We start from the raw sequence: 17,684 nt of genomic DNA, 5'->3' as shown, positions 1-17,684 counted from the left end.
AGGACTTTTTAGTGCTTGCGATGTAAGATAAAAAAACACACCAAGGTATGCATCAACAATGTTTGTCGAGTCTGTCTTGGGTGCTTGCGACGAAAGGCGAGAAAGTACAGACAAACCCGTGTGAGGCGTCGGTGTTTAGGCTGTGTCCTTTACAGCCTTATGCACCGCTACGCCCGAACCCGGAGCGAGAGCGTGTTTGTCTGACTTTACTCGCCGTCGGAGCACCCTGCCAAATTTACTCCTCCTCAAGCGCTTCCATCCATGACATAATTCCAAACTCCGCGTTTTTCGTCATCACATCTTCGAGTGCATTTAAGTTTTCCTCGGAGTGTTCCACCTCCCGGCAAAAACGGTGCACGAGATCAATTAACCAGTTCTCTACGCTGTCGGCAGTCTCTGCTTTCTCCGGCTCTGCCGCATCCGAAGAACGATCCGCTCTGTACTTCTCTCTCTGCGCCCAGACTGCCTGCGCCATATCCTCAAGAAGCATCGTACATGCAAGTGAGAACTTATACTTTCCGTAGGCATTCTCGTTGTAGACCGCCCCGCAGAAATAAGTGAAGACAAAATAGACCATCAGCTGTTCCAGAAACAGTTCCATGCGCTCTCCTGCCGCTGATGCAAGAAACTCTTTTCTCTGTCTCTCATACGCGGATTTTCCGTTCTCATAGAGTGTCTCTTTCATCTTTGTTCGATGCTCCGGCCAGTGGTGATGCAGCGGTTCAAGATTCTCAAGTTCCTCGTAGAGTGCAAGCATCAGTTCATAGCGAGAAGCGCCATCTGTCTTTTCAAATCCTGTCTTTTTCGAAGTTCTCTTTTTCTCGAAACTTTTCTGAAGAATCCCAGCACGGTCGCTCTTTCCAAAGCGCTCTAAAACTGCATCCACCTCATAAAGTTTTCCGTCGCGGATTCGGCGCTGAAGATCATGTGCAAGCGCCAGACCGAGCTTCATCCGCACAGGAGCGCGCAACGTCCGGTCTTGAAGAATTTCCAGAAGTCTTTCTCTCGCATCCGTCAGCTTTGTGTAAAGAAAGAAATCAAAGTCCTCATACGCATCCTCATTCTCCTCCCTCTCATCCTCTTTTGAGAGAAACCGAACAGTCTCCTTCGTTCCGAGCACAATTTTTGCCGCCTCCATGCAGGACATGCAGAGAGAATACTCTCTCACTCCGTCAAACTCCTCGATGTGGCGCGGATATGTCCGGCATGTCTTACAGAGAGAATCCGGTCCCATCTCCGTGTAGAGATCACAGAGATTCTCATCATTCAGAAGTGCACAGCGGTGATGATACTGGCTGAAAGAACCTTCTTTCCAGTTGATGGAATTGTGGAGCCTGTTTCCGAACGCTCCCTCCGCTTTTTCTGCTTTTTTGTATTTCTCCAGAGATTTTTTGTCAATCATAATCTCCCATCCGGCACAGCAGGTATCTTCGCACTCTGATGCCGTGCAGTGGAATTTTTTGTAATAATGAGGATATGTATAAAGCATGTTTCTTTCTCCCGCCCCTGTCTCTTTCTTGCTTATAAAAACGTGCCTGAAACCACTCCCCGGTCCCAGACACGTCTTCGCATTTTATTCGCTTCTTATTTGTTTCTCAGCTTTCGCTTCATTCTTAGACTTAAACGCCAAGCCTTACAGCATGTGCTTTCTCAGCTCTGCGCCATCCTGTGCGCTCAGATATGCCGGTGCTACATCAAATACCGTCTTGCAGCCGGTCTGACCTTCTTTGCTCATGCGATATGCTGCGCGGGCATATGCTGCCAGAACAGAGGAGGTGAACTCCGGATTGGAATCCAGCTTTAAGCTGTACTCGATCACATGATTGTTCTCATCGTTCCAGCCAGTGCTTCCGGTACGGATTACAAAACCGCCGTGCGGGATACCTGCATGGTCGCGCTGAAGCTCTTCCTCGCTGATGAAGTGAACGGTAGTATCGTAATCGGCAAAATAGTTCGGCATCGTTACGATCTCTTCCTCGATCTTCTTTAAGTCTGCGCCCTCTTCTGCGACAACGAAGCACTCACGGGTGTGCTTTTCTCTGGTTGTCAGCTCCGGATTCTTGCCGCTGCGGACTGCCTCAAGTGCGCTCTCAACCGGGATCGTGTACTGTCTTGCATCCTTTACGCCATCAATGCGGCGGATTGCGTCAGAGTGACCCTGGCTTACACCCTTACCCCAGAACGTGTAGTCATGTCCACCCGGAAGGATGCAGTTTGCATACAGACGATTTAAGGAGAACATACCCGGATCCCAGCCTACGGAAATCATTCCGACATGTCCGCTCTTCTTTGCTGCCTCATCAACAGCTGCAAAGTGCTCCGGAATTCTTGCATGGGTATCAAAGCTGTCCACTACGTTGAAGTACTCAGCCAGCTTCGGGGTCTGAACCGGAAGATCGGTTGCACTTCCGCCGCAGAGAATCATGACATCGATCTCATCCTTCCACTTCGGAGCATCCTCTGCTGCACATACCTTAGCACCCTCGGTGAGGATTTTCACACCCTCCGGGTTACGTCTCGTAAATACTGCCTTTAACTCCAGATCCGGGTTGTGCTTGATTGCGCACTCAACGCCTTTTCCAAGGTTGCCATATCCAAAAATACCAATTCTGATTGCCACTGTCTTATCCTCCTCAAATATTTTGTCAAATATTCTTTTTCGTACTTCTGCCCTTTCAGATTCTGCTCATCTTCTGCTCATCGTTTTTTATTTTCCAGAAATACACGCTTTATTATAATAGAACTTTAACGCAAAAACAAGATGCCACCTGCACAGCGGCATCTTGTTTTTTTAGGATTTTTTTCAATAATTTGAAATCTACTTGAGCATCTCTCCATATCGTCCGAGGAAGCTTCTCGTTCTCTCATTGTCAGAGGCAAACACCTGCTCCGGTTTTCCCTCCTCGACAATCACACCTCCCGCCATGAAAATCACGCGGTCAGAAATATCTCTCGCAAATGCCATCTCATGGGTGACAATAACCATCGCGATGTGGAGATCTGCCAGAGACTTGATAACTTTGAGCACCTCTCCGGTCAGCTCCGGATCAAGGGCGGAAGTCGGCTCATCAAAGAAGAGAATCTTCGGGTTCAGCGCAAGTGCACGGGCAATCGCCACACGCTGACACTGTCCGCCCGAAAGCTGGCACGGATAGGCGTCTGCCTTGTCCGCAAGCCCCATTTTTTTGAGGAGCTCCATCGCTGTCTTTCTGACTTCCTCCTTGTCGCGCTTCTGCACACTGATCGGCGCATCCATGACATTTTTCAGCACAGAGAAATGCGGGAAAAGATTGAAGTTCTGGAATACCAGACCGTAGTTTTCCTGAATTTTTCTCAGTTCCTTCTTCGGCGCATATACCACATTTCCATTCGCATCATTCCACGCTGCTTTCTGTCCGAGATAGATCAGTTCTCCGCAGTCCATCGTCTCAAGCATGGTTGCACATCTCAGCAGGGTGGATTTTCCGGAACCCGACGGTCCGATCACAGAGACAATCTCACCCTCTCCGACAGAAAGCGAGATGTCTTTGATGACATCGAGATCGCCAAAGGATTTTTTTACATTTTTCATTTCCAGTAAATTCATAATATCCGATATCCTCCGCCTACTGATAATACGAGAGCCGCTTTTCGATATACTCCATTGCGACTGCCACAATCAGGTTGAATACATAGTAAAATACACCGGCTGCCACAAACGGCATCAGGCTTGTCTGTGAAGATGCAAGCGCCTTTGCGATCGCAAACATCTCAAGTACACTGATCGAGAACGCCAGAGACGTATCCTTGACCAGAGTGATGACCTCATTCGTGATCGACGGCAGAATCCGTTTCATCACCTGAGGAAGAATGATCTTGAAGAAGGTCTGACTCTTGCTGTATCCAAGAATCTTTGCCGCCTCATACTGTCCTGCCGGCATCGACTGGATTCCGCTTCGATAAATCTCTGCGAAATATGCGGCATAGTTGATGATAAATCCGATGAATGCCGCCCACAGACGGTATCCATTTCCAATCTTAATTCCGAACAGGTAGTACGGTCCAAAGTAAACTACCATCAGCTGAAGCATCAGCGGGGTTCCGCGCATCACGGAAATATACGCTTTGACAATTCCCTGAATCACGCGGTTTTTCGACATTCTGCCAAACGAAATCAGAAGTCCCAGGGGCAGAGAGAAGACCAGTGTCACCACAAATATCTGTGTACTGACCAGCATTCCTCCGGCTAACTGCGAAAACATCGTATTCCATTGCATATCTATCTCTCTGCTCCTTTTCCTTTTAAAACTCTTTCACTTTTTTATTTTGCGATCGTCGTAACGTCACGACCAAACCACTGGTTGGAGATCTCCTCCATCTTTCCGTCCTTTGCCATCTCCTCAAGAGTACTCTGAACTTTATCTCTCAGCTCCTCATTGCCCTTCTTAAAGCCGATTCCGTACTCCTCAGATGCCAGATCCTCGTCAAGAATCTTGAACTTGCTTCCGTCGTCTCTCTGCTCAATCTGGTATCCAGCAACGATGACATCCATTGCGATCGCATCGACTGCGCCCATCTCAAGATCCATAAATGCAGTATTGTAATCCGGGGTAGTCTGAAGGGTTCCGAATGTGGAAGAAAGCTCGGTGTTGTCTTTCAGTGCTGCCTCTGCGGAGGAATCTGCCTGAACCTCAACGATCTTGCCTGCCAGATCGGACAGCTTCTCAATGCCGGAATCTGCATTCACAACAACAACCTGAGAGTTGTTCATATACGGCTCACTCCAGGTGTAAGCGTCCTCTCTTCCGTTCATCGTAAATCCATTCCAGATACAGTCAATCGTTCCGGAATTCAGCTCCATATCCTTGGAATCCCAGGCGATCGGCTGCGGAACAAATTCCAGATTCAGGCGGGATGCCACTTCTTTTGCAAGATCCAGATCAAATCCGGTGTACTGTCCGTCATCTCCGACAAAGCCCATCGGCGGAAAATCCTGATCAAATCCTACGATAAATTTGCCTTCGTGATCGCCTGCTGCCTCACTGCTCTCTGCTTTTGACTCTGCGGAAGTCTCCTCTGCCTTGCTCTCCGCCGTCGTCTCCTCAGCTTTGGTCTCTGCTGCTGTCGTAGCATCTGCCTTTGAGCCGCCACATCCAGCTAAAGATGCTGCCATCACTCCTGCCATCATCAGGCTTACCATTCTCTTTTTCATAATTTTCCTCCTCTTTCCGAATGTATTTCTACATTCTGCGGATCGCACATCATTTGGCTTTTCTCCGTTTTTCTCTTTCTCGAAATGCCAGACAATCTGAAATCCGGTGCCGTTCTTTTCGCTCACGTTACCATATTAGCATGCTAAAGTGATTCTGTCTATCCTTTTTTCTCAAAGAAGCGCTAAAACCAACAGAAAATCGCCAGCACCGGCATTTACCGGAACTGGCGATCTTTTAAACCTAATTACTATTTTTCTTTTTCTGCACCTTGGTTTCCGACTGTTCTGAAATTTCCGAAGGTGAACTACCCCGACTTAAAAGTTTCTAGCGTTTGAAATTTTATACTTCCTCAGTCTCCTTGGATTCCCGGGCAATCTCCGTCTCAGCTTCCTTCCCATATTTCGTATCCTCTTCGGTAACTTCTACGGCATCTGCTTTGTCTGCATTGTTCTCCTCGTCGTTGCTCTCTTCCGAATCCTTTGCCTGATCTGGATCTGTATCCTCTACGTCATCTGCCTGATTGCTCTGATCATCCCGATCATCTGAAACGGTTTCATCATCAAAGATTTCATCGTCTGTATCTTCAATCTCATCATCTGCCACATCTGCATCCTCAGTTACATCTGTGCTGTCTTCCTTCTCCTGATCCTCAGTCTTTTCATTCTGATTCTCATTCTTAGAAGTATCTGCGATGATCTCGTCCTCAGAAGTGATCTCCTCTGCATCTGCAACAGTTGTTTCCGTGGTGCTGATCTCCTCTGCATCTGCCGGCTCCTCGGTCAGCTTTCCGTCCTTCGTGATCCAGAGTGTCAGATCCTTATAACCCTCAGCACAGATTACTACTTCGTTGACATCCTCGTTAAAGCTCTCACCACCGAGTTTCACATTTCCATCAGTCAGTGCCAGGGAGTAATGCTTATCTCCCCATACCATTCCCTGCTCATAGGCATCTCCATTTACGGTAACCTCGGTGATTGCATTCATCCAATCATCATTGCCCATTCCAAAACTCAACGTGTAATCACCACCAAAGAAACTCTTTTCTACGCTCTTTACTTCTGCCGGCTCGAGCTTTCCGTCCTCGTCCCCGATCTCTCCGTTATCGCCATTGTCATCGGAATCTGCAAGGCTTCCGTCCTTATTGACACTTACAGTCAGATCCTCGTAACCCTCAGCACAGATCACTATCTCATTGACATCCTCAGTGAATCCCTGATTTCCGAGCTTGATTTTTCCATCGGTTACTGCCAGAGAATAGCTCTTATTGTTCCATACATAACCGAGATCATAGGTCTCACCATTTACGGTAACTTCCGTGATTGCATTCATCCAGTCGTCATTTCCCATTCCAAAGATCAGCTCGTAATCGCCAAAGAAGTCTTTCTCTGCGCTCTTTACAACTGCCGGTGCAAGCTCGTCAATTTCGCTGTCCTCATCGACAATCGTGCCGTCTTTCTGAACTTTCAGGATCAGGTTCTTGTAACCCTCAGCACAGATCACTATCTCATTGATATCCTCCGTAAATTCTGCACCGCCAAGAGAAATTCTGCCATCGGTTATAGACAGAGAGTAGCTCGTATTATTGTATACAAATCCCTTCTCATAAATCTTGCCATTTACGCTGATCTCCGTGATTGCATTCATCCAGTCGTCATTTCCCATTCCGAACGTCAGGGAATAGTCACCAAAGAAATCTTTCTCTGCCTTCTGAAGCTTTGCCGGCTCGAGGTCTTCTCCGCCAATCTCACTGTCATCCTCTTTCACGTTGAAGGAAATCTCCTGCGCCTCGTAGTACTCCGCATAGATTTTCAGGCTATAAGCCCCCGCCTCAGTAAACAGATCTTTTCCGAGTGTCAGGACATTTCCGGAAACCTCATATCCAACTTTCTCGTAAACGCTCTCCTGACCATCCGGCAGAACAGTTTTCACAGTTCCATCCGGTCTTGTCAGCTCTACCTTGTTGATGTAGCGGAAGAAATCACCACTCTCATCTGCGGTTGTAACCTCAACCTCATTTCCGGTCTTGAGATCGTCTGCAATGCTCAGAGTTGCATCTGCAACCGTCTTTGCAACATTGACATTTGCGATGTTGTCCTTGTACCCATCCATCTTTACAGTGAAGGTATTCTTTCCAAGGTTGAATACGGATGCATCAAAAATCAGCTGATTGCCCTCCACGCGATACTTCTCAGAGGAGAGTGCCTGGTAGCTCACGCCATTGACAAAGATCTTAGCGTTCTCCATCAGCAGCTCCATGTAAGTCTCATCTGCACATGCAAAACGTACTTCGCTGTTCTCCTTTACCTCGTTCAGAGTCTCGCCGTTCTCATTCACCAGAGTCAGAACCGGAGCCTCCTTGCCAAGATAGGAACCATTCGTCTGAATCTCACCGAGCAGGTTATCCTCCATGACTTCTTTGACCGCGTACGGGCGATTCGGTGTTGTCACGGCATTGCCACTCTTGACATAATCCGCAAAAGTCAGATATCTGCCTGCAACCTTTGCCTCCTCGACTGCATTTCGATAATCGATAAAGCTATAAAATTCTCCATTGCTGTCAAGAACGGCATCGTATCCAGACATATCACTAAGCCAGCGGTCCGCAATCGCAGACGCATACTCATTGTCCACGCCAAGCTCATCGAGAAGCAAAGCATTTGCAAGCAGGTCTGCATCAAACAGAAGATCTGCGGACATCGTGTCGCTTCCGCCGTCAGATGCATCGCCGCTGCTGCTTCCGCCACCACCGGTTGTCGCACTCGACATCATATCGATTCCATACAGATCGTCATCTGCACTGCTGCTTTCCATACTACCAACCTGGAAAGTTGTGCTCACATTCTTGAAACCATCTGCATAGATCGTCAGCGTGTACAGACCGTTATCCGGAATATTGTCTCTTCCATTCTCTGCCGTCACATCGTTATAGAGAACAAAGCTGTCGCCGATCAGATACCAGTCGGTAATCTTCTCGAGCTCTCTCGTCGTGCCGTCCGGAGCCGTGAGCTCCACGCGGTAAATCGGCATCGTCACTCCGTAAGTCATGTTCTCCATCTTGAAGTGTACGTTCTGACCACTCTTGATGGAACCTGCCTCAGCAAGCTTCATCGACGGAGCCGTTCCGTTCACTACATGGATCGGAAACAGAGTGCTCTTCCCGCCGGAACGAATTCTCAGATAGTAACGACCGTTGGAATAGAAGTTTGACTGACCAAGCGGAACAACGATCTGACCAACCTCATTTCCATTGTGATCTGCCAGTTTCTTTTCATAATTTAAGTTGTCATTCAACGTGCTGTTGTTGCCGTTGTCTGCGACAAGATCAACATCGCTGATCGCATCAAACCACTGCTTGTCTGCCTCTGTGGTATAGTTGAACATGATGACTGCCTGTCCGCCTACACCATAGAAATTGCTTTCATCTTCCGTCAGCTCTGCATCCGGGGAATAGAACGGAATTGCGTTTGACTTCTGACCCAGAGAGAAAGTGGTCTTTGTCGGATGTACACGCACATTTCCATCCTCATCGTAGTTAGTCAAATGATAGTCCCACACGTATACAGAACCGTGCGCAAGAAAACTTGCCGGCGCCGTGTTTTTATTCTCCACATGAGGTGCCGTCGGTGCCAGATTATCACTCAGGCGGACTACCTGAGTTGTGCCATCCTCAGCGACAACAGACAGCGAACCTGGATACAGATCCGTCAGTTCCCACTTTACGAAAGTTCCCTCATCATCTACCTTGCTGAATGCACTCGTCACATCAACGCCGTCCACAAGAATCTTGCAGTTGTCCAGAGAATATCCCTTCGCAAATGCAACGGTCACATACTGACTCCATCCAAGATCAATCAGCTTCGTCTGGCTCTCCACAACAAGTGCGGTTTCCTCCGGCTGTTCCGGATTGCTTGGCTGATCCGGTTCACCCGGAGTTACCGTTCCATCATCCTTCTTGTCCCCCTTATCGCTGGAAGAACCATTATTTGATCCATTATTGGAACCATTGCCATTATTGTTGTTATCGCCGGCGTTGTCGCCGCCGTTATTATTGTCATCGGTATTATCTGCGCCATTTGACGTATTGTCACCGGTTGTTCCGGAATTGGAGCTTCCGCCTGAACTGCTGGAGCTACCGCCTGAGCTGCTGCTTCCTGAACCACCTGAACTTTTAGAACCACTGCTAGAACCGCCAGAAGTCGTTCCGGTCTGCATCGGTGCAGAGTATGGGATTCCTGCCTCATTCACCCATGCACCGTCTGCGTTTACCTGATAGCCATCCGGGGTTGTCTGGTTTGCCAGCATCTGACCATTCGCATTCATGTAATACCAACGTCCATTCACAGCCGCCCAACCTGTTACCATTGCTCCATCAGTGCCAAGATAGTACCAAATTTTCGTCTCCTGATCCTGATACCAGCCAGTCAGCATCTTACCATTCGCATCAAAGCGGTACCATTTGCCCTGGCATAAAAGCCACTCATTCTGTACAAGTCCCTGTCCCAGCCGATAGCTCCACTCGCCGGTCTGCGCAGATTTCTCCCATCTTCCTGTATTATCTGCCACTGCTGCCAGAGAAGAGATATTTGTCACTGACAGAGAAAACATCAGCGCTGCTGCCATGCCTGTAAAACCCTTTTTCTTCACAATAAACCTCCTGAGTCCTTTTTATATTTTGAACGAACAGTTTTCCCGATTTTTCTCGAATGAATCCGACCTGTATCTTGTCATTTTGTATCAAAAAGAAGCCAAAATTTTTATCATTACGGCACACATATTCGAGAATTGTTCACACAATTTTCACAGATTTCATCATAGCAAAGCACTCTCTCCGTTTCAAGATCGATATTGAGAATCATTTTCATCAATGTGAGACTTTTTCTCAACAATGCAAAAAGGAGACGTTATCCTGAAATTCAGGACACGTCTCCCTCTCACTGTTATTTATATTTTTTTCTCAATCCCCTCAGAATTCTCCTGAAAATTTTTTTCATTTCCAATCAAATTTTCATTTTATTTTTCCAAACAGATCTATGCAAGCTGTTTGAGAACCCAGTCGACATCTTTCGTCGTTTTGAGCTGTTCGAGACGCTCCGGATCCTCAAGCAAGGTGCAGAGATTACTCAGAATCTCCAGATGCTCATCGCCGATTCCGGCAATTCCGAACACAAGCTGTGCCTTCTCAGCTCCGAAGTCAACGCCCTCCGGATACTGCAGGAATACGATACCCGTTTTCTTTACGGTTCCCTTCGCCTGTGTGGTTCCGTGAGGGATTGCGACACCCATGCCGATGTAAGTCGACACGAGACGTTCTCTCTCCTGCATGGCTTCCACATAGGTTCCATCTACATAGCCGAGCTTCTCAAGCAGTTCTCCTGCCGCCTGGATCGCCTCTTCCTTCGTCACCGGTTTCTGTCCCAGCTTGATTCCGTCTGCAATGATGATTGACGGACGCTCCACAGCCTTGCCCTTATCCTCAGCTGTCTTGCCTGCTGGAGCAGATGCACTTATAGTCTCACTTGCAGTCTCATTTTCATTTTCTGTTGCATTTTTTACAGGCTCAGCCTTTTTTGTAAGCTGTGCATAGAGCTCATCAAGCGCCGGATCTGCAAGGAAATTTCCGATGGTGATGAGTTTTGCCTGAGGCGCAGACTTTCTTGCACGCTCTGCGAGTGTTGTCTGCACAACCGCGATATCACAGTCCGCCGGAATATTATCCACGGAAGTGTTGGACACGGAAATGTCCGGGCGCTCTGCCTTGATGCGGTTGCGGAACTTGGTCGCTCCCATTGCGGAAGATCCCATTCCGGCATCACACGCAAAGATAATTTTTCTGACTTTCTCTGTATTCTCAATCTTGTCAGACATTCCAGAATTTGCAGCTGCCGTCTCCCCTTTGGCCTCTGCCTTCATCGATGCCATCTCACTCTGTGCTGCCTCAAGACTCTTTCCACCTGCAAGCTTTACAATCGGCGCTGCAGCTGCAAACGAAATTCCGGTAGAAATCAGGACTCCGATAATCACCTTGATCAGATCACTTCCCGGCGTCATCATCAGATAGGCGATGATTGAGCCCGGAGAAGCCGGTCCCACAAGACCGCAACCAGTCATATTGAACCAGAAAATTCCTGCCACACTGCCTAAAATAGGTGCAATTAATACAAGTGGGTTCATCAGAATATACGGGAAGTAAATCTCATGAATTCCACCGAGCAGATGAATGATTACTGCACCCGGAACAGAATCCTTTGTCGTCTTATCCTTGCAGAAGAAGAGGTAAGCGAGAAGAACTCCAAGACCCGGACCCGGATTCGGCTCCAGCATATACATGATGGATTTCCCGGTCTCAGCTGCCTGTGCCGTTGCAATCGGTGTAAAGATACCGTGATTGATCGCATTATTCAGGAATAAAACCTTTGCAGGTTCGATAAAGATTGCCACCAGAGGAAGCAGACTGTTCTGAACCAGAACATTGACACCGGCAGAAAGAACCATGAGAATTCCGCTCATCACCGGTCCGATAATTGTGTAGCCAAGCATTGCAAGGATCATACCGATGATTCCAACTGAGAAGTTGTTGATCAGCATCTCAAATCCTGCCGGCATATGGCCATCCATTGCCTCATCAAACTTTTTCACGCAGAAGCCAGCCAACGGTCCCATAACCATCGCTGCCATCAGCATTGTAATACTTGTGTTGCTCATGATTGCTCCGATCACGGCGATTGCCCCCGCAACACGTCCGCGATCACCGCCGATCATTCTTCCTCCGGTCGATGCAATCAGCACCGGAATCAGATAGGTCAGCATCGGACCAACCATGCTGTTAAACCCCTCATTCGGCATCCAGCCCGTATCAATAAACAGAGCTGCAAGAAATCCGAATGCAATCAGTGCGCCGATATTCGGCATCACCATACCCGACAGAAACTTACCGAATTTCTGTACATTATTTTTCACGAAAACCCCTCCTCCATTTTTTCTCAATGGGGAATGGATCAACTGTCCTATAATACTGTAACGCCGTTCTTTCTGCATTCTGCTAGAAATTCATCCGGCAGTTTTCCATCCGATACAACGATGTCGATTTCCTTCAGTCCGCAAATAGAGAAACTGCTTTTCACATCAATTTTTGAGGAATCCATCATCACAATGACCTGATCCGCCTGACGGATCGCCGTCTGCTTCAAGATTGCCTCATCACTGATGCCACAGGTAAAACCTGACTGGGGATGATAGCCCGTCACTCCCAGAAATGCCTGATAAAAATTGACCCTCTCAAGCTCCCGAATCGCAGAAATTCCACACACACTCTGGCTGTAACGGTTGAGTTTCCCCCCTGGAATCATCACCGTCGGACTGGAAAGTTTTGCCAGTTCCGTCGCACAGCTGAGACCTGTCGTGTAAATCAGGCTGGACTGATCCGGAAACTTTCCCGCAAACATCGTTGCCGTACTTCCGGAATCGAGAAAAATCGTCGTGTCCGGATGAATCAGGCCAAGCGCCTTCTCTGCTATTTTCTGTTTTTCTGGAATATTCCGCACTGCTTTCCGGTTCAGATCATCATCTGTTCCGATGAGCACCTGCACGGATCTTGCGCCCCCGTGTACACGGAGGATTTTCTGTTCCTCATCGAGGAATTTCAGATCCGTGCGCAGCGTCATCTCGGATACATGCGGAAATGCTTTTTTTATCTGGGAAAAACTGACTGTGCCGTTTTCATTGATCAGTTGAACAATCGCATCTCTGCGCATTTCCATTGAATCCATATATAATTTCTCCTGTCTGTGTCAGAATCACAGACAGGATTCTGACACGAATTAATTCTGGGTGAAGTGAGACAGCAGATACTCCTCTGCCTCCGGGCACCACAGACCCTTATGTGCATCTACAATGTCTGCAAGCTCGATGAAGCGGGAATCGTTCTCTTTCTCTCCCTTTGCGCGCAGATCTGTCAGTGCAGTCAGCGGCAGCTCCAAATGGGTGTAGATCAGCTTCTTTCCGCCCGGGATCTTAGGAAGATTCAGAGTGGTATCTGCTGCTGCATCCAGACCTCCGATATGGGTTACCATAACAGCCGGATCGATGCGTCCCTCTGCGGTCAGCTTCAGGGACTCTACCATATCTGCGGTATTTCCACCGGTTGTTCCCATAACATGAGTGGAATTGTAATGAACATCGTAGAAGTTCATTGTGGAGCTGAAGTTCTTGTCGGTCGGGCCTGCAAAGAAGTTTAAGCAGCCGTCACGTCCGAGAATGGCGCTGGACTGGGTCACTACGGATGCAACCGGTGCATAGCACAGAACATCATCATAACCGGTACCACCGGAAATCTTTAACAGTTCTGCAACCGGATCCTCGTAATTTCCGGTATTTACAAAGTGAAGCTCAATTCCTTCCTCCTTTGCAACTTCTGCCGGCGGGAACAGCTCTGCTGCACGGTCAAGACGCTCCTGGTTCAGATCGGTCACAACAACCATCGACGGACGGCGGTCGCAGTGAAGTGCATAGGTCAGAGCGCCAAGTCCCATCGGGCCTGCACCTGCCATAATTGCCAGCTTTCCGCCTTCCTTGATTCCCATGAAATGCTCATAGACACCCATCTGAGTGTGGTAAGCAGCGTGGAAAGCTCCGATGCTGCAGGACATCGGCTCTGCGAGGGATGCCTCGTAATATGCACGGCCCTTGTACTCGAGCAGACAGCCAAGCTCCATAACCTCAGCCGGGATGACACAGTAAGTTGTGTCTCCGCCGAAGAACTCGTAAGAGTAGCCCGGGCTCCACATCGTTCCCTTGTAGTTTAATGCCGGCTGAAGAGTAAATTTCATGCCTGGCTTGAAGGTATCCTGATGATTCTTGCCGACCTTTACGATATCACCTGCAAACTCATGTCCCATGATTGCCGGATGCTCTGCAACGTCCGGATGAACACGCTTGTGTCCGGTTCCGAGAATTGCGCACTTGTAAGTGGACATACAGATACTATCAGAAACTACCTTAACGAGAATCTCGTCATCTGTGATCTCCGGAAGTTCAAATTCCTCCAGTCTCAGATCATTTGCTGCGTGAAGTCTTACGCCTCTTGCTTTCATAATAAAACTCCTTTCTATCTTAATGAACTTTTCCCCGATTTGCAATCCTGCAATTCTGTTTGTGTTGATTTCTTTTTTCGTTTCTCTATTATTTCTTCAAAACTTTTAATCTTGAAATTTTCAGATCAAAGTACGGAACGTTACCTTCGGAATCAGAGATTCGATCACTTCATACTCTGCTGCCTGCGTTCCGCTGCACATCACATTTGCTCCTCCGGTCGCCGTCGAGAGACGAACCGTGTCTTCAAGACTGCTTCCCTTCTCCTCGGCAAATGCAAGTGCTGCAACAACGCTGTCCCCTGCTCCGACCGTACTTCCGACCGGAACTTTAAGTCCCTCTGCATAGATCGTCTTCTCTTTCGTCACATACAGAGCTCCGTCGCCTCCCATCGAAACGACAACTTTCTCAATTCCGTATTCCTGCATCAGCTTCTTCGCTTCCGCCTCAAGCTCCTCCACCGTCTCGAGTGTACGTCCGGCAAATCTTGAGAGCTCATGGTTATTTGGCTTTACCAGATACGGAGAAGCCTTAACTCCTGTTGCAAACAGGGCTCCGTCTGCATCGAGAATGACTTTTGCACCTTTCTCCCGGCACGCTTTTGTCCACACATAGTAGGTATCTTCCGGAGATCCCTTCGGCATGCTTCCGGAGATCACAACAATGTCTCCCGCTGAAATCTTTTCCAGAAGATCATCGAGCAGAGCATCCAGAATCTCTTTGGAAACCGTAACTCCCGGCTCATTGATATCGGTATTTGTGTGATTTACCGGATCGATCACCTTCATATTGGTTCTCGTCTCGCCCTCGACGAAACAGAAGTCTGTGTCAAGTCCCATGCGCTTGAGTGCTGTCTGAATGCTGCGACCGGTATCTCCCCCGAGGATTCCGATTGCAATACTCTTTCCGCCCAGCTTATCGATCACTTTCGAAACGTTGATTCCCTTTCCGCCCGGATCTGTCCGCATCGTGGTAATTCGATTGACGCTGTCCACCGTCAGAGAAGGAATCTCAACGGTTTTGTCCAAAGCCGGATTCAAAGTCACCGTATAGATCATTGTAAACCTCCCGCACTTTTGTTTTAACAGTTGTTAATTGTTGTTTCAACATCTTGTATCTTTAGAATATCACATTTTTTCCAAAAGTCAACTGTTATTTTAAAAACAATCTATTTAATTTTTACATGATTCTGCTTTTGTTTCAACACCGCGCATTGTAAAAACCAACAATCCCATACAAATACAGCAGCCGACGCTTGAATAATTACAAGAAATCACCGGATACACCGTTCCCCGTCATCAGATCTGTCTCTGGCTTGTCCTAAAATATATAAAAAGAAAAAGAGAGAAAACCTCCGCGCACAGAGGCACCTCTCTCTTTTTCCTGTCTATATCTTCTTTTTTGTATTTTCGATCAGAAATTCTCCCACACGGTTTTCTCCGAAATCTCCAGCAAACAAAGTCACATAAAATTTGTATGAATTGTCTTACAGATCTTTTCACAGACTTCCTGCAGTTTCTGGGCGCGGTCTCCGAAAATTCGGATCACCGTATCCCCATACGCAGTCACGCTGAGTCCTCCGCAGATCTCCAGGTCGTTCTCAATTTTTTCCCGGATACAGGTTCTGATCTCCTCATCCACTGCTTCATTCATGCCAAACAGAAGCAGGTTGGCGAGATGGGAATGTCCCTCAAACATTCCGACCGCCTCCATCTCATAGCGGTTCGGATCAAACCGGCAGTTTTCGCGGTAAACCAGTTTTCCTTTCCGTCTGACCAGAATTCTCGCATCGTATCTGCGGTAGGCAAAGCGCTCTCCACTTGCACTTCGCCCGCAAGAGAGAATTTCCTGATAAATCATCCTGCTCTGCGCGCTTTCAAGATCAATTTCTGTCCTGCTCCGAAAATCCGACTGTGCAAACGGAATTACCGGAAGCGGGCGATAGATCAGCGTTGAGTCGTCCGCAACCCGGATCTGCGTTTCGCGTTTTGCGTATCCTCCATTCATCTTGTGGATTTTCTCAAATGACTGGGAAGTACACTCCATCACTGCGCCCGGTTCTGTCTCAAGCTCGATCTGCTGAGTATCCCCCTCCATGATTCCGGCGGACACAGCGAGAATCATCACCTCAATGCTTCCATCCTCCCGCTTAAATGGCGAGAGCACTTTGTACGGGGCGGTAAAACGCATTTCTTTCAGATACGTCTCTGCATGATCAGGCTGATCGCCTCGCTCTGAGACAGATGCCATCAGATGCAGGGTGGAAGTTCGCCCAAATGGATTTTCTTTCATCAGATTTCGCCGCCTCCTTGCTTTCTCTGGTTTGCACGTTTCCTTTTATGGCTCTATTCTTCTGCTTACTTCTTATGCTTTCCTGTTTTTCTTACTTTGCGTCTTCTAAGAGTACACTTCGCTTGATCCAGCGCACAACCTCATCCACACCTTGATCTCCGCGGATATTTGTAAATAAGAAAGGTCTCTCTCCTCTCATCTTTTTCGAATCTCTCTCCATGACCTCAAGGCTTGCACCGACCATCGGTGCGAGATCAATCTTATTGATCACAAGCAGATCGGATCGCGTGATTCCCGGACCTCCTTTTCTCGGAATCTTGTCTCCCTCTGCGACATCAATGACAAAGATCGTTGCATCCGCAAGTTCCGGGCTGAATGTCGCGGAGAGGTTATCTCCGCCGCTCTCGATAAAAATGATCTGAATATCAGGGAAACGGCTCATCATCTCATCAACCGCCTCAAGATTCATGGAAGCATCCTCGCGGATTGCGGTGTGTGGACAGCCACCGGTCTCCACACCGATGATGCGCTCTTTTGGCATGATACTGTTCTTGCAGAGAAATTCCGCATCTTCTTTCGTATAAATATCATTGGTGATGACACCGATGCTGTATTCCTGCGCCATTTTTCTCGTCAGTATCTCAATCAATGCTGTCTTGCCAGATCCAACCGGACCTGCAACTCCGATTTTTACGTAAGACATTTCTCATCCCTCCTCATTCTCTTAAATGACTCCTCCAGATTCTCTTGTTCTGCCTTTTCCAATTTTCAATAAATTTAAATCTATTCTATTTTTCTCAAATGACTCCGGCTCCTCCGGCGGGTAAAGTCATGCAAACACGCTCTCGCTCCGGGTTCAGCGTAGCGGTGCATAAGGTTGCAAAATACGCAACCTAAACACCGACGCTTCACACGGGTTTGCCTGCACTTTCCCGCCCTCCGTCGCCTTAACTCTACAAACTATTCTTACTCTCATACAAATTTCTATCAAAATCGCAGAGTACCACGCCTGACCAACCGGATCAGACGTGGGTGAATGCGTAATGATCTTAAAATATTTTAAATCATTTATTTTTTTGATTATTGATATATTCTTTTACCGCAGTACTCGTT

12 protein-coding genes are annotated in these 17,684 nt (G+C 47.9%); all 12 read right to left on the bottom strand.

The features are described from left to right. Positions 1 to 235: 235 nt before the first annotated feature. Positions 236 to 1,489, bottom strand: a complete 1,254-nt coding sequence (gene fliB, locus ACR0QE_RS02115; protein WP_432626740.1) for a flagellin lysine-N-methylase — start codon at positions 1,487 to 1,489, stop codon at positions 236 to 238. A gap of 144 nt (positions 1,490 to 1,633) precedes the next feature. Further along, positions 1,634 to 2,620 carry a diaminopimelate dehydrogenase gene (locus tag ACR0QE_RS02110; RefSeq protein WP_432626739.1) on the bottom strand — a complete coding sequence of 329 codons (987 nt, stop codon included), beginning with the start codon at positions 2,618 to 2,620 and terminating at the stop codon, positions 1,634 to 1,636. Between the two features lie 198 nt (positions 2,621 to 2,818). Continuing rightward, positions 2,819 to 3,586: an amino acid ABC transporter ATP-binding protein gene (locus ACR0QE_RS02105; protein WP_432626738.1), complete on the bottom strand. Its 768-nt coding sequence runs from the start codon at positions 3,584 to 3,586 to the stop codon at positions 2,819 to 2,821. Between the two features lie 19 nt (positions 3,587 to 3,605). Continuing rightward, positions 3,606 to 4,256 (bottom strand): amino acid ABC transporter permease, encoded by a 651-nt coding sequence (locus ACR0QE_RS02100; RefSeq protein WP_432626737.1) that lies wholly within the window; start codon positions 4,254 to 4,256, stop codon positions 3,606 to 3,608. 44 nt (positions 4,257 to 4,300) lie between these two features. Further along, positions 4,301 to 5,191, bottom strand: a complete 891-nt coding sequence (locus ACR0QE_RS02095; protein WP_432626736.1) for a transporter substrate-binding domain-containing protein — start codon at positions 5,189 to 5,191, stop codon at positions 4,301 to 4,303. Positions 5,192 to 5,531: 340 nt separating this feature from the next. After that, on the bottom strand, positions 5,532 to 9,836 hold the full coding sequence (locus ACR0QE_RS02090) for a hemoblobin-interacting domain-containing protein (protein WP_432626735.1): 4,305 nt from the start codon (positions 9,834 to 9,836) through the stop codon (positions 5,532 to 5,534). Between the two features lie 384 nt (positions 9,837 to 10,220). Continuing rightward, on the bottom strand, positions 10,221 to 12,149 hold the full coding sequence (locus ACR0QE_RS02085; RefSeq protein WP_432626734.1) for a PTS mannitol transporter subunit IICBA: 1,929 nt from the start codon (positions 12,147 to 12,149) through the stop codon (positions 10,221 to 10,223). Between the two features lie 47 nt (positions 12,150 to 12,196). After that, on the bottom strand, positions 12,197 to 12,958 hold the full coding sequence (locus tag ACR0QE_RS02080; RefSeq protein ID WP_432626733.1) for a DeoR/GlpR family DNA-binding transcription regulator: 762 nt from the start codon (positions 12,956 to 12,958) through the stop codon (positions 12,197 to 12,199). Positions 12,959 to 13,009: 51 nt separating this feature from the next. Then, positions 13,010 to 14,281: a zinc-binding dehydrogenase gene (locus ACR0QE_RS02075; RefSeq protein ID WP_432626732.1), complete on the bottom strand. Its 1,272-nt coding sequence runs from the start codon at positions 14,279 to 14,281 to the stop codon at positions 13,010 to 13,012. Between the two features lie 120 nt (positions 14,282 to 14,401). Next, on the bottom strand, positions 14,402 to 15,337 hold the full coding sequence (gene pfkB, locus ACR0QE_RS02070) for a 1-phosphofructokinase (protein WP_432626731.1): 936 nt from the start codon (positions 15,335 to 15,337) through the stop codon (positions 14,402 to 14,404). 403 nt (positions 15,338 to 15,740) lie between these two features. After that, complete coding sequence (locus tag ACR0QE_RS02065; protein WP_432626730.1) at positions 15,741 to 16,571, bottom strand: urease accessory protein UreD; 831 nt, start codon at positions 16,569 to 16,571, stop codon at positions 15,741 to 15,743. Positions 16,572 to 16,662: 91 nt separating this feature from the next. Then, entirely contained in the window at positions 16,663 to 17,274 is a 612-nt protein-coding gene (gene ureG, locus ACR0QE_RS02060; protein WP_432626729.1) for an urease accessory protein UreG, read from the bottom strand. Positions 17,275 to 17,684: the final 410 nt, after the last annotated feature.

The sequence above is a fragment of the Brotaphodocola sp. genome (assembly GCF_050873065.1).
In the GTDB taxonomy this organism is placed as follows: Bacteria; Bacillota; Clostridia; order Lachnospirales; family Lachnospiraceae; genus Brotaphodocola.
This window is presented reverse-complemented; position numbering and strand designations above follow the sequence as displayed.

Bases quoted from the DNA above. Each gene is read 5' to 3' on its own strand.
- ACR0QE_RS02105 (WP_432626738.1), bottom strand. From the start codon at position 3,586: ATGAATTTACTGGAAATGAAAAATGTAAAAAAATCCTTTGGCGATCTC.
- pfkB (WP_432626731.1), bottom strand. From the start codon at position 15,337: ATGATCTATACGGTGACTTTGAATCCGGCTTTGGACAAAACCGTTGAG.
- fliB (WP_432626740.1), bottom strand. From the start codon at position 1,489: ATGCTTTATACATATCCTCATTATTACAAAAAATTCCACTGCACGGCA.
- ACR0QE_RS02100 (WP_432626737.1), bottom strand. From the start codon at position 4,256: ATGCAATGGAATACGATGTTTTCGCAGTTAGCCGGAGGAATGCTGGTC.
- ACR0QE_RS02095 (WP_432626736.1), bottom strand. From the start codon at position 5,191: ATGAAAAAGAGAATGGTAAGCCTGATGATGGCAGGAGTGATGGCAGCA.
- ACR0QE_RS02080 (WP_432626733.1), bottom strand. From the start codon at position 12,958: ATGGATTCAATGGAAATGCGCAGAGATGCGATTGTTCAACTGATCAAT.
- ACR0QE_RS02075 (WP_432626732.1), bottom strand. From the start codon at position 14,281: ATGAAAGCAAGAGGCGTAAGACTTCACGCAGCAAATGATCTGAGACTG.
- ACR0QE_RS02065 (WP_432626730.1), bottom strand. From the start codon at position 16,571: ATGAAAGAAAATCCATTTGGGCGAACTTCCACCCTGCATCTGATGGCA.
- ureG (WP_432626729.1), bottom strand. From the start codon at position 17,274: ATGTCTTACGTAAAAATCGGAGTTGCAGGTCCGGTTGGATCTGGCAAG.